The sequence below is a fragment of the Prodigiosinella confusarubida genome (assembly GCF_002847015.1).
Taxonomy (GTDB): domain Bacteria; phylum Pseudomonadota; class Gammaproteobacteria; order Enterobacterales; family Enterobacteriaceae; genus Prodigiosinella; species Prodigiosinella aquatilis.
In genome coordinates, this window is sequence record NZ_CP025085.1 from 549,795 (window position 1) to 562,524 (window position 12,730).

Consider the following 12,730-nt stretch of genomic DNA (forward strand, 5'->3'; position numbering starts at 1 on the left):
ATCATGTCTGCATCAGGAGAAATCTCTACTCCGCAAGAGTATATCAGTCACCATCTTGTACATTTACAGGTGGGGACGGGGTTCTGGTCGATTAACATCGATTCGATGTTTTTCTCTGTGCTTCTTGGAATACTCTTTCTGGTTATCTTTCGTAAAGTTGCTAAAAACCCCACCAGTGGTGTGCCGGGTAAACTGCAGGCTGCAGTGGAACTGATCGTTGGTTTTGTAGATAGCAATGTACGCGATATGTTCCATGGCAAAAGTAAGCTTATTGCTCCGTTGGCGCTCACCGTCTTCGTCTGGGTTTTCCTGATGAATCTGATGGATCTGTTGCCTATCGATCTGCTGCCGTATATTGGTGAGCATGTTTTGGGACTGCCTGCATTACGTGTGGTACCTTCCGCGGACGTGAACATTACACTTTCCATGGCGTTAGGGGTTTTCATCCTGATTCTGTTCTACAGCATCAAGATGAAAGGCATTGGTGGATTTGTTAAAGAATTGACCATGCAGCCGTTCAATCACCCTGTGTTTATTCCTATCAACCTGATTCTTGAAGGTGTTAGCCTGCTGTCAAAACCGATTTCTTTAGGTTTGCGACTGTTTGGCAACATGTATGCGGGTGAGTTGATCTTCATCCTGATTGCCGGCCTGCTGCCGTGGTGGTCTCAGTGGATATTAAATGTGCCTTGGGCCATTTTCCACATTCTGATCATTTCGCTTCAGGCTTTTATTTTCATGGTTCTGACGGTTGTTTATCTTTCGATGGCATCTGAAGAGCATTAATTTTCTTTCAACACTACAAACGTTTTAATTGAAAAAAACTGGAGACTGTCATGGAAAACCTGAGTGTGGATCTGCTGTACATGGCTGCCGCTTTAATGATGGGTTTGGCGGCTATCGGTGCTGCGATCGGTATCGGCATTCTGGGTGGTAAATTTTTGGAAGGTGCTGCTCGTCAGCCTGATCTGATTCCTCTGCTGCGGACACAGTTCTTTATCGTTATGGGTCTGGTGGATGCTATCCCGATGATTGCTGTTGGTCTGGGTCTGTATGTGATGTTTGCCGTAGCTTAAGCAAGATTTATTGCCATGGTGAAAAACATCAAGTTATTTAACTAAGAAGAGGCATTGTGCTGTGAATCTTAACGCTACAATCCTCGGCCAGGCCATTGCATTTGTTCTGTTTGTCTGGTTCTGCATGAAGTATATATGGCCGCCGATTATGGATGCCATTGAGAAACGTCAGAAAGAAATTGCTGACGGTCTGGCTTCTGCTGAACGAGCCAAAAAAGATCTGAACTTAGCGCAGGCCAATGCGACCGATCAATTAAAGAAAGCCAAAGCGGAAGCGCTAGTCATTGTTGAGCAGGCTAATAAGCAGCGTGCTCAGATTATGGACAATGCTAAAGTTGAAGCGGAAGCGGAGCGTAACAAAATTGTGGCACAAGCGCAGGCTGAAATTGACGCCGAGCGCAAACGTGCCTACGAAGAGTTACGTAAGCACGTTGCTATGTTGGCTATTGCCGGTGCCGAGAAAATTATTGAACGTTCCGTGGATGAAGCTGCTAACAGCGACATCGTTGATAAACTTGTCGCCGAACTGTAAGGAGGGAGGGGCTGATGTCTGAATTTGTCACAGTAGCTCGCCCCTACGCCAAAGCAGCTTTTGACTTTGCCGTTGAAAGCCAGTCAGTTGACCACTGGCAACAAATGCTGACATTTGTTGCTGAAGTCGCGCGTAATGAACACATTGCTGAGTTACTTTCTGGAGCCGTTGCGCCCCAGACGATGGCGAAGACATTCATTGCCGTATGTGGTGACGAGCTGGATGATGCGTGCCAGAACCTGATTAGGGTGATGGCTGAAAACGGGCGTTTGTCAGTGCTTTCCGAAGTGCTGGCTCAATTTGTTCAACATCGGGCTGAACTGGAATCGACGGTAGATGTCGATGTCATTTCTGCTGCAGCGTTAAATGAACAGCAGTTATCCAAGATAGCTGCAGCGATGGAACAACGTCTGTCACGTAAAGTTAAGCTGAATTGCAAAATTGATAAGTCTGTTATAGCTGGCGTAATTATTCGCGCTGGCGATATGGTGATAGATGGCAGTATTCGTGGCCGTCTTGAACGTTTGACAGACGTCTTGCAGTCTTAAGGGGACTGGAGCATGCAACTGAATTCCACCGAAATCAGTGAACTGATCAAGCAGCGAATTGCTCAGTTCAATGTAGTGAGCGAAGCTCACAATGAAGGTACCATTGTTTCCGTCAGTGATGGGATCATTCATGTAAACGGTCTTGCTGATGTGATGCAGGGGGAGATGATTTCCCTGCCTGGCAACCGTTATGCGATTGCACTTAACCTGGAGCGAGACTCTGTTGGTGCGGTCGTTATGGGTCCGTATGAGGATCTGGCCGAAGGTAATAAAGTAAAATGTACCGGTCGTATTCTGGAAGTACCGGTTGGCCGTGGCCTGCTGGGTCGTGTTGTCAATACGCTGGGCGCACCGATTGATGGTAAAGGCCCGGTTGAACACGATGGTTTTTCTGCGGTTGAAGCGATTGCGCCTGGCGTTATCGATCGTCAATCCGTTGATCAGCCCGTCCAGACCGGTTACAAGTCCGTTGATGCCATGATTCCAATCGGTCGTGGTCAGCGTGAGTTGGTTATCGGTGACCGTCAGACTGGTAAAACCGCACTGGCGATTGATACGATTATCAACCAGCGTGATTCGGGTATTAAGTGTATTTATGTCGCTATCGGACAGAAAGCGTCTACCATCTCCAACGTGGTACGCAAGCTGGAAGAGCATGATGCACTGTCAAATACCATTGTTGTCGTGGCCACGGCGTCCGAGTCTGCTGCACTACAATATCTGGCGCCATACGCCGGTTGCGCAATGGGTGAATATTTCCGTGACCGCGGTGAAGATGCACTGATTATTTATGATGACCTGTCCAAGCAGGCCGTTGCTTATCGTCAAATATCCCTGTTGCTTCGTCGTCCGCCTGGTCGTGAAGCGTACCCTGGGGATGTTTTCTACCTTCACTCCCGTCTGCTGGAACGAGCTGCGCGCGTGAATGTTGATTACGTCGAGGCCTTTACCAAAGGTGAGGTGAAGGGGAAAACGGGGTCTTTGACCGCTCTGCCGATCATCGAAACTCAGGCGGGTGACGTTTCGGCGTTTGTTCCGACCAACGTAATTTCTATTACTGATGGCCAGATCTTCCTGGAATCCAACCTGTTTAACGCTGGTATCCGTCCGGCAGTTAACCCAGGCATCTCCGTGTCCCGTGTGGGTGGTGCAGCTCAGACCAAGATCATGAAGAAACTGTCTGGTGGTATCCGTACCGCACTGGCTCAGTATCGTGAATTGGCGGCATTCTCCCAGTTTGCTTCTGACCTGGATGATGCTACGCGTAAGCAGTTGAATCATGGTCAGAAAGTGACTGAACTTTTGAAGCAGAAACAGTATGCACCGATGTCTGTTGCAATGCAGTCGCTGGTACTGTTTTCCGCCGAACGTGGTTATCTGGAAGACGTTGAACTGGCGAAAGTTGGCGGTTTTGAAGCGTCGCTGTTGGCCTATGCCAATCGTGAGCATGGCGATCTTCTGCAACAACTCAGCCAGACTGGCGCTTATAACGATGAGATCGAGGATAAATTCAAGACTATCCTTGATACCTTTAAGGCAACCCAGTCCTGGTAACGCCCCGTGGCCTGCCTTATGGCAGGTCGCTAGGCATTGAGGAGAAGCTAAAATGGCCGGCGCAAAAGAGATACGTAGTAAGATCGGAAGCGTCCAAAATACGCAGAAGATCACTAAAGCGATGGAAATGGTTGCTGCTTCCAAAATGCGTAAATCGCAGGATCGTATGGCGGCCAGCCGTCCTTATGCAGAAACTATACGCAAAGTGATCGGTCACCTTGCGTTGGGAAATTTGGAATACAAGCACCCGTACCTGGAAGAACGTGAAGTAAAGCATGTTGGGTATCTGGTGGTGTCTACTGACCGTGGCTTGTGTGGTGGTTTGAATATTAATTTGTTCAAAAAACTGCTGGCTGAAATGAAAGCATGGAGTGATAAAGGCGTTGAGAGTGATTTGGCGCTGATTGGCTCTAAAGGTATGTCTTTCTTTGGTTCAGTAGGTGGAAACATTGTTGCTCAGGTTACCGGTATGGGAGATAACCCTACCCTGTCTGAATTGATCGGTCCGGTAAAAGTTATGCTGCAAGCCTACGACGAAGGTCGTCTGGACAAACTGTATATCGTGGGTAACAAATTCATCAATACCATGTCTCAGGTTCCACAAGTTGTTCAGTTGCTGCCGCTGCCACCTGCAGAGGATGGCGAACTGAAAAAGAAATCCTGGGATTATTTGTATGAACCCGATCCTAAGTCGCTGCTGGATACCCTGTTGCGTCGTTATGTGGAATCTCAGGTTTATCAGGGTGTCGTAGAAAATCTGGCCAGTGAGCAGGCCGCGCGAATGGTAGCGATGAAGGCCGCAACCGATAATGGCGGCAGCCTGATCAAAGAGCTGCAGTTGGTGTACAACAAGGCTCGTCAGGCCAGCATCACTCAGGAACTCACCGAGATCGTCGGGGGAGCCTCCGCGGTTTAAGCTAGGTTTACGAATTACGTAGAGGATTCAAGATGGCTACTGGAAAGATTATCCAGGTAATCGGCGCCGTGGTGGACGTCGAGTTCCCCCAAGACGCGGTACCAAAAGTGTACAATGCGCTTGAGGTAGAAAACGGTTCCTCCAAGCTGGTGCTGGAAGTACAGCAACAGTTAGGCGGCGGCGTTATTCGTTGTATTGCAATGGGTTCTTCCGACGGTCTACGCCGTGGTTTGGTTGTGACCGACCTGGAGCACCCGATCGAAGTACCGGTAGGTAAATCGACTCTTGGCCGTATCATGAACGTACTGGGCGAGCCCGTCGACATGAAAGGCGATATCGGTGAAGAAGAGCGTTGGGCTATTCACCGTCCTGCACCAAGTTATGAAGAATTAGCTAACTCACAAGATCTGCTGGAAACCGGTATCAAGGTTATGGATCTGATCTGTCCGTTCGCCAAGGGCGGTAAAGTGGGTCTGTTCGGTGGTGCGGGTGTTGGTAAAACTGTAAACATGATGGAGTTGATCCGTAACATCGCGATCGAGCACTCCGGTTATTCTGTGTTTGCAGGTGTGGGCGAACGTACCCGTGAAGGTAACGATTTCTACCACGAAATGACCGAGTCCAATGTTATCGACAAAGTTTCACTTGTGTATGGCCAGATGAATGAGCCGCCGGGTAACCGCCTGCGTGTAGCATTGACCGGTCTGACCATGGCTGAAAAGTTCCGTGAAGAAGGTCGTGACGTACTGCTGTTCATTGATAACATCTATCGTTACACCTTGGCCGGTACAGAAGTTTCTGCACTGTTGGGTCGTATGCCTTCAGCGGTAGGCTATCAGCCGACTCTGGCGGAAGAAATGGGCGTTCTGCAAGAACGTATCACGTCTACCAGAACGGGTTCTATTACCTCCGTACAGGCCGTTTACGTCCCTGCGGATGACTTGACTGACCCATCGCCAGCAACCACCTTTGCTCACTTGGATGCAACGGTGGTACTGAGCCGTAATATTGCCTCTCTGGGGATTTACCCGGCCGTTGATCCGTTGGATTCAACCAGTCGTCAGTTGGATCCGCTGGTTGTTGGGCAGGAACACTATGATGTAGCGCGTGGCGTGCAGTCTATTCTGCAACGTTATCAGGAACTGAAGGATATCATTGCGATTCTGGGTATGGATGAGCTGTCAGAAGATGACAAGCTGGTGGTATCCCGCGCACGTAAAATCCAGCGCTTCCTGTCTCAACCGTTCTTTGTGGCTGAAGTCTTCACTGGTTCTCCGGGTAAGTTCGTATCGCTGAAAGACACCATTCGTGGTTTCAAAGGCATTATGGCTGGCGACTACGACCACCTGCCAGAGCAGGCGTTCTACATGGTTGGCACCATTGAAGAAGCAGTGGAAAAAGCCAAGAAACTGTAACGTTCTGAGAGGAGGGTGATATGGCTGCTATGACTTACCATCTGGATGTCGTTAGTGCAGAACAGGCAATGTTCTCCGGTCTGGTAGAAAAAATCCAGGTGACCGGTAGCGAAGGTGAACTGGGGATTTATCCTGGTCACGCTCCCCTGCTTACGGCTATTAATCCCGGTATGGTGCGTATTGTTAAACAGCACGGCAGTGAAGAGTATATCTACTTGTCCGGAGGTATCCTTGAGGTGCAACCGAATATGGTCACTGTTTTGTCTGATACGGCCATTCGTGGGAAGGATCTTGATGAAGCGCGGGCATTGGAAGCGAAACGTAAAGCGGAAGAACATATCCGTGATTCACATGGTGATGTGGATTATGCTCAAGCCTCTGCCGAGCTGACAAAAGCTATTGCCAAACTGCGCGTTATTGAGCTGACCAGAAAAGCGATGTAACAGCTTCAGTTGTTAAAAAGGCCAGTTGGTTTTTACCGACTGGCCTTTTTTATGTTCACCATTATTGCTTGATTATTCCCGCAGGATGCCCAATGTCGGGCATCCTTTGAGAGTGTGTTATTTTTTCTTCAGAAAATCACCCAGCTGTAAATTGCCTTTTGCATCACACGTGAATGTTTGTGGTACGACAATGGATTTATAGGCGGCAGTAGTGATTTCTTTCCCTTTATTGTTGACCGAGTGGTTGTCTTTGATGAAGTAGTTACTGGCATCTACACGACCAACGACGGCGTCGTCGTATTTACCCGCTGACGTGCGCAGGGATACATTATTTTTAAATATTCCCTGTTTTTCCGGACCATAGTACGGGCTTGGGCGGAAGATAAAGTTAAAGCGTTGATTATCAAGTGCAATGTTATTCTCAACAACTAGCGCACCTGGGTTAAAGTTGTCGGTAAAACCATCCAGATGATTGCCAATGGCAATGCTGTTTTTAATCTGATGTGCAACCGGCTGACCTTCCCCTCCCAGTTTGAAACCGTTGCTGGTGTTGTTGAGTGCAATAGAATTCTCGATCACCACAACCCCGTTCGGACCATCCTCAATTTTGTTGAACAGGTCAAACCCATCATCAATATTGTCATGAGAGAAGGCACCACGGATCACATTACCTTCACCAACGCGCATTTTTACTGCAAAGCCATCCGCGTTGATTTTACCTGGATCCTGATTGCTGTAGGATTCTGAATTCAAAATCAGGTTATGGCTGGCCCACAAAGGTTTTCCCACCTTTCCTGTTGATGAAACCTGAATTCCGGTGTCGTCGCAATTGTGTGCCACCACGCGATCTATGCGGTTGTAACTGCCTTCGATACGGAAGCTTTTCTCAGTAATTTCAACACCTTTTACAATCCAGTAGCTAGCGTTGAGATTGAGTCCATGGATAACGCTCTTACCTTCAACTGCAATCAGATGTTTTGGCGCTTTGGCGGTACCGCTGGCGGTTACCGGAATTTCGGTCGCAGCGTAATCCCCAGGCATTAACCACAACGTACCGCCCGCAGGTAATGCACTGATGGCTGTCGTGATATCCAGTGGTGCTTTTTTGCTACCATTGTTGGTTGATTTCCCCTCAGGAGAAACATACAAATTTTTGGCATCTGCAAAGGTCACTTTTTCTACACTGAAACTCGCTTCCTGTGATGATTTATCTTTACCTTCACCTGGTGTGTAGACCAGTTTGAACTCTGTTTTCGGCGCTGTCAGCTTCGCTGGCAGGCTGAACATTTCACCGGCTTTGATAGCGTGTGCTTTGCCAAGCTCCTTGCCATTCTGATACACGGCCAGTGTACCGTTGTAGTTCACTCTGGCCTGGACCAGATAGTTGTCGTGAACGGAAAGGGTTGAAGAAGCCACTTGCAACAATGGTGCGAAACTTTCTGCTTTAAAGGCGGGTGATAATTTTGTATGCGCTGGACTGGTGGTCAGGCTGGCATTATTAATGGTGACTTTTGCATTACGTGAGGCGAAGAAACCGACATAGTAATGCTTTTTATCCTGTTGGGTGACCAGATCAGCACCTTTGACGGTTTTTGTTACCCATTGATCACTGTCTTTAGGTGCATAAGAAGTGATAAAGCCATCGTCAGTCCGTTCCAGTTTCAGGCGGAATGTTGGGGTTTGTTCCAGATTAATTTTTTCCTGATAGCTACTTTTGCTAATTTTAGCGCCAATATTACCCCACGGCTGTATCACGCCATTACGTGAAATAGCCTGTATTTTTACTTCAGTTTTGGCATTTTTGGCCTTTTTATCCTGGGTCATGATGGCATTCATCACCATGTTTGAGGCTGCCGGAAACTCCTCATATCCCACTTTCAGTGGATTCTGCCGAGGCACACCTAAAATATCCCGTACTAGTATCCCTGCACCTTCCTGTGCAGCTGGTCTGGCCTTTGTCTCAGGACCAAACTGATCAACCGTAACGTCAGATTGCAGCGTGAAATTTACATTGGCTGGTAGTTCAGTATAGAAAAACGTTAATCCATCATGGGTGTTGGCTATTTTTCCACCCCGACTTTCAATGGTAATTGGCGCGGATAAATCGGCTTTATCTGTTGAAGTAAGTTTTTTGCCGTTGATGGTAACGTCATTAACCCCGATTTTTTCAGGTAAAACGTTGGAGGAGAAATTCACATCAGTGGACTGCCCGAATGCGATGCTGTGCCAGACCAGTGGTGCTGTCTGAGGAGCAGCAAAAGAAGGCGTACTCCCCATCAATAAAAATGAATTAAGGGCTACAGTAATGAGCCCGGAAACAGCGTATTTCATATTTTCCCCATCATTATTTGTTATTGGTCGGCGCATTATTACAAAAAATGAAACACTGTTTCTTTTGTGTGGCTCACAAAGTGGATGCGGTTTTTTACCAAAAGTTTCCGTTTCGTGACTTAATCCGTAAATGAAACAGGCAGTTTGGCGGGGAGCATAAAAATTAACGCGGGAGTATCATCATACTTACCCAAACAGCCCCAGTTTGAGTACACTTCCATTCATCTGAATTTAGCGCCTGGAATCCCGTTGGACAGGTATTTTTCGCTGAAAAATATGTAGTATTCCAGCGTGATAACGGGTTTACTTTTGTCTGTCGCCATAATGGCGACATCTCTTGGTTTTTAGTCAGGATGCCTATGTCAAACAGTGCTATGAGTGTGGTTATCCTTGCCGCTGGCAAGGGAACCCGCATGTATTCCGATCTTCCTAAAGTACTTCACCCGCTGGCGGGTAAACCCATGGTTCAGCATATTATTGATGCAGCAATGAAAATTGGTGCCAGAAATATGCATCTGGTTTATGGACACTGTGGCGATCTACTGAAGGAAGCGCTGTCTGATTTATCGTTGAACTGGGTATTACAGGCTGAACAGCTGGGCACCGGTCATGCTATGCAACAGGCCGCACCCTGGTTTGCCGACGATGAAGATATCCTGATGCTGTATGGTGATGTGCCGCTGATTTCTCCGGCTACATTACAGCGGCTGTTACAGGCAAAACCGTTGGGTGGGATTGGTTTATTGACGGTGAAGGTTAATGATCCTACCGGTTATGGTCGCATCGTGCGTAAAAATGGCGAAGTCGTCGGTATTATTGAACACAAAGATGCCAGTGAGGAACAGCGGCAAATATCCGAGATCAATACCGGCATCCTGGTAGCAAATGGTCAGGATCTGAAACGCTGGTTGAGCCAACTTACCAACGATAACGTGCAGGGCGAGTATTACCTCACGGATATTATCGCCATGGCAGTACAGGAAGGCCATCGTGTTATGGCTGTTCATCCCGATAGCCAGAGTGAAGTAGAAGGGGTGAATAACCGCTTGCAACTCGCCACGCTGGAGCGTGTCTATCAGCAGGAACAGGCGAAAAAACTGTTGCTGGCCGGGGTGACGCTACGTGATCCTGCTCGTTTTGATCTGCGAGGGGAGTTGAAACACGGTCGTGATGTCACTATTGATACCAATGTCATTTTTGAAGGTGAGGTGACGTTGGGCAGTCGAGTCAAAATTGGCGCGGGTTGTGTAATAAAAAACAGTGTGATTGGTGACGATTGTGAGATCAGTCCATACTCGGTAGTAGAAGATGCTGTACTTGAAGCGAAGTGCACTATTGGGCCTTTTGCCCGTTTACGTCCAGGGGCCGAGCTGGCGGAAGGTGCTCATGTAGGTAACTTTGTCGAGCTGAAGAAAGCCCGTTTGGGGAAAGGCTCCAAAGCGGGTCACTTAAGCTATCTGGGTGATGCTGACATTGGTGCTGGCGTAAATATTGGTGCCGGAACCATTACCTGCAATTACGATGGTGCAAATAAGCATAAAACCATTATCGGTGATGATGTGTTTGTTGGTTCTGATACTCAACTGGTGGCGCCGGTTAGCGTAGCCAAAGGTGCCACGATAGGTGCCGGTACCACCATTACCCGGAATGTTGGTGAGAATGAGCTGGTTATCAGTCGGGTGAAGCAACAACATATTGCTGGTTGGGTGCGTCCGGTAAAGAGAAAATAACCGAGTCGATGGCTGTGAATACCTCATCGGTTTTGTTATCGGTTTGCTCTTTTGTCATCTCCGCGATGTCGGGGATCCATTCTGGCAGCGCTGACAATCTTTGATGTATTCCCATACTTGCTGAGGACAGGCGTTAAAACGGCAGCAATAACCAACTAAACAACGTTTTGATATAAAGACGGTTTTGTTCTGTGTTTTATCGATAGAACACAGGACAAAACATAATAATCCCCCAACTCTACAAGGCTCGGGGAACCCGGAAAAAACCGGAATAATCAGGTCAGAGACATCTCTGGTGACACAATATGTCACTTCTATAGGAATACAACAGATGTGTGGAATAGTAGGCGCTGTTGCGCAGCGTGATATTGCAGAAATACTGCTGGAAGGGCTACGTCGTCTGGAATACCGCGGTTATGATTCGGCTGGTCTGGCAGTCGTGGACAATGATGGTCATATGACCCGTTTACGCCGTTTGGGCAAGGTACAGATTCTGGCTCAAGCAGCCGATGAACATCCGTTGCACGGTGGTACCGGAATTGCTCATACGCGTTGGGCTACACATGGTGAGCCTTCTGAAGATAACGCCCATCCTCATGTTTCTGGATACATTACCGTAGTGCATAACGGTATTATCGAAAATCACGAACCGTTACGTGAACTGCTGGTTAAACGTGGTTATCGGTTTGCTTCAGAAACCGACACTGAGGTCGTGGCGCATCTGGTTCACTGGGAACAGCAGCAAAGTGGGGGTTCACTGGTAGACGTGGTGAAGCGTGTTATTCCTCAGTTGCGTGGTGCGTACGGAATGGTGTTGTTGGATAGCCGTGATCCCAGCGTGATGGTGGCCGCCCGTTCAGGCAGTCCGTTAGTGGTTGGTCTTGGTGTCGGGGAAAACTTTATCGCCTCCGACCAACTGGCATTATTGCCGGTGACTCGTCGTTTTATCTTCCTGGAAGAGGGGGACGTGGCTGAAATTACTCGTCGCACCGTGCATATTTTCGATAAGCAAGGTCAGGATGTTAAACGCGAAGAGATTGAATCCAGCGTGCAATACGATGCCGGTGACAAGGGAACTTACCGTCACTACATGCAAAAAGAGATCTACGAACAACCGATGGCTATTAAAAATACCCTGGAAGGGCGTTTCAGCCACGGCGAGATCAATCTGTCCGAATTAGGGCCAAAAGCGGATGAACTGCTGGCGAAAGTTCAGCATATTCAAATTATTGCCTGCGGTACGTCTTACAATTCCGGTATGGTTTCCCGTTACTGGTTTGAAGCGTTGGCGGGAGTGCCTTGTGATGTGGAAATCGCTTCTGAATTCCGTTACCGCAAACCGGCAGTACGCGCTAATAGCCTGATGATTACACTGTCTCAGTCTGGTGAAACAGCCGATACCCTCGCGGCATTACGTATGTCCAAAGAGTTGGGTTATCTCGGTTCATTGGCGATTTGTAATGTTGCGGGTTCTTCACTGGTGCGTGAATCCGATCTGGCGTTAATGACCAAAGCCGGTGTGGAAATCGGTGTGGCATCAACCAAAGCTTTCACCACGCAACTGACGGTACTGCTGATGCTGGTGGCGCGTATTGGCCATTTGCGCGGTATGGATGCGAAAATCGAGCACGATATTGTTCATGCTTTGCAGGCATTGCCAGCACGTATAGAGCAGATGTTGTCGCAGGACAAACTGATCGAATCGCTGGCGGAGGGTTTTTCTGACAAGCATCATGCCTTGTTCCTGGGGCGTGGCGATCAGTATCCGATTGCAATGGAAGGCGCGCTGAAGCTTAAAGAGATCTCTTATATCCATGCAGAAGCCTATGCAGCGGGCGAGTTGAAACATGGCCCGCTGGCGCTGATTGATGCTGATATGCCGGTGGTAGTGGTGGCTCCCAATAACGAGCTGTTGGAAAAGTTGAAGTCCAATATTGAAGAAGTGCGGGCGCGTGGCGGTGAATTATATGTATTTGCCGATGAAGCCGCTGGTTTCACTTCTGATAGCGAGATGATGAAGCTTATCAAACTGCCTCATGTTGAAGATGTTATTGCGCCGATCTTCTATACCGTTCCACTACAACTGCTGGCTTATCATGTAGCATTGATTAAAGGCACTGATGTGGATCAGCCACGTAATTTGGCAAAATCTGTCACTGTAGAGTAAGTGTAGTAATAAGCTAGT

11 protein-coding genes are annotated in these 12,730 nt (G+C 48.2%); 10 read left to right on the forward strand and 1 reads right to left on the reverse strand.

Annotation, left to right across the window (positions count from 1 at the left end; translation table 11 throughout):
- The first annotated feature begins 3 nt into the window (after positions 1 to 3).
- The 8 genes from atpB (at position 4) to CWC46_RS02555 (ending at position 6,484) form a co-directional block, all read left to right on the forward strand.
- The gene (atpB, locus tag CWC46_RS02520) at positions 4 to 786 is read left to right on the forward strand and encodes a F0F1 ATP synthase subunit A (protein ID WP_021013769.1); all 783 of its coding nucleotides are present in this window, start codon (positions 4 to 6) and stop codon (positions 784 to 786) included.
- Positions 787 to 836: 50 nt separating this feature from the next.
- Positions 837 to 1,076 carry a F0F1 ATP synthase subunit C gene (atpE, locus tag CWC46_RS02525; RefSeq protein ID WP_005976545.1) on the forward strand — a complete coding sequence of 80 codons (240 nt, stop codon included), beginning with the start codon at positions 837 to 839 and terminating at the stop codon, positions 1,074 to 1,076.
- 61 nt (positions 1,077 to 1,137) lie between these two features.
- Positions 1,138 to 1,608, forward strand: a complete 471-nt coding sequence (gene atpF / locus CWC46_RS02530) for a F0F1 ATP synthase subunit B (protein WP_021013768.1) — start codon at positions 1,138 to 1,140, stop codon at positions 1,606 to 1,608.
- A gap of 14 nt (positions 1,609 to 1,622) precedes the next feature.
- Entirely contained in the window at positions 1,623 to 2,156 is a 534-nt protein-coding gene (gene atpH, locus CWC46_RS02535) for a F0F1 ATP synthase subunit delta (protein ID WP_021013767.1), read from the forward strand.
- A 12-nt stretch (positions 2,157 to 2,168) separates the two neighbouring features.
- Positions 2,169 to 3,710 (forward strand): F0F1 ATP synthase subunit alpha, encoded by a 1,542-nt coding sequence (gene atpA, locus CWC46_RS02540; RefSeq protein ID WP_021013766.1) that lies wholly within the window; start codon positions 2,169 to 2,171, stop codon positions 3,708 to 3,710.
- A 52-nt stretch (positions 3,711 to 3,762) separates the two neighbouring features.
- Positions 3,763 to 4,626, forward strand: coding sequence for a F0F1 ATP synthase subunit gamma (atpG, locus tag CWC46_RS02545; protein WP_021013765.1), 864 nt, complete (start codon positions 3,763 to 3,765; stop codon positions 4,624 to 4,626).
- A gap of 32 nt (positions 4,627 to 4,658) precedes the next feature.
- A complete protein-coding gene (atpD, locus tag CWC46_RS02550) occupies positions 4,659 to 6,041 on the forward strand; it encodes a F0F1 ATP synthase subunit beta (protein ID WP_021013764.1) in 1,383 nt (460 codons plus the stop codon).
- A gap of 29 nt (positions 6,042 to 6,070) precedes the next feature.
- Positions 6,071 to 6,484: a F0F1 ATP synthase subunit epsilon gene (locus CWC46_RS02555; protein ID WP_162300159.1), complete on the forward strand. Its 414-nt coding sequence runs from the start codon at positions 6,071 to 6,073 to the stop codon at positions 6,482 to 6,484.
- Positions 6,485 to 6,601: 117 nt separating this feature from the next.
- Here the strand turns inward: CWC46_RS02555 and CWC46_RS02560 are convergent, their stop codons facing one another.
- Positions 6,602 to 8,815 (reverse strand): right-handed parallel beta-helix repeat-containing protein, encoded by a 2,214-nt coding sequence (locus tag CWC46_RS02560; RefSeq protein WP_021013762.1) that lies wholly within the window; start codon positions 8,813 to 8,815, stop codon positions 6,602 to 6,604.
- A 359-nt stretch (positions 8,816 to 9,174) separates the two neighbouring features.
- On the opposite strand from CWC46_RS02560, the gene glmU reads away from it, so the two are divergent.
- Together glmU and glmS are read left to right on the forward strand one after the other, a co-directional pair.
- Positions 9,175 to 10,545: a bifunctional UDP-N-acetylglucosamine diphosphorylase/glucosamine-1-phosphate N-acetyltransferase GlmU gene (gene glmU, locus CWC46_RS02565; protein ID WP_021013761.1), complete on the forward strand. Its 1,371-nt coding sequence runs from the start codon at positions 9,175 to 9,177 to the stop codon at positions 10,543 to 10,545.
- 331 nt (positions 10,546 to 10,876) lie between these two features.
- On the forward strand, positions 10,877 to 12,712 hold the full coding sequence (gene glmS, locus CWC46_RS02570; protein WP_021013760.1) for a glutamine--fructose-6-phosphate transaminase (isomerizing): 1,836 nt from the start codon (positions 10,877 to 10,879) through the stop codon (positions 12,710 to 12,712).
- Positions 12,713 to 12,730: the final 18 nt, after the last annotated feature.

Bases quoted from the DNA above. Each gene is read 5' to 3' on its own strand.
- atpG (WP_021013765.1), top strand. From the start codon at position 3,763: ATGGCCGGCGCAAAAGAGATACGTAGTAAGATCGGAAGCGTCCAAAAT.
- atpA (WP_021013766.1), top strand. From the start codon at position 2,169: ATGCAACTGAATTCCACCGAAATCAGTGAACTGATCAAGCAGCGAATT.
- glmS (WP_021013760.1), top strand. From the start codon at position 10,877: ATGTGTGGAATAGTAGGCGCTGTTGCGCAGCGTGATATTGCAGAAATA.
- atpD (WP_021013764.1), top strand. From the start codon at position 4,659: ATGGCTACTGGAAAGATTATCCAGGTAATCGGCGCCGTGGTGGACGTC.
- atpB (WP_021013769.1), top strand. From the start codon at position 4: ATGTCTGCATCAGGAGAAATCTCTACTCCGCAAGAGTATATCAGTCAC.
- atpH (WP_021013767.1), top strand. From the start codon at position 1,623: ATGTCTGAATTTGTCACAGTAGCTCGCCCCTACGCCAAAGCAGCTTTT.
- atpE (WP_005976545.1), top strand. From the start codon at position 837: ATGGAAAACCTGAGTGTGGATCTGCTGTACATGGCTGCCGCTTTAATG.
- CWC46_RS02560 (WP_021013762.1), bottom strand. From the start codon at position 8,815: ATGAAATACGCTGTTTCCGGGCTCATTACTGTAGCCCTTAATTCATTT.
- glmU (WP_021013761.1), top strand. From the start codon at position 9,175: ATGTCAAACAGTGCTATGAGTGTGGTTATCCTTGCCGCTGGCAAGGGA.
- CWC46_RS02555 (WP_162300159.1), top strand. From the start codon at position 6,071: ATGACTTACCATCTGGATGTCGTTAGTGCAGAACAGGCAATGTTCTCC.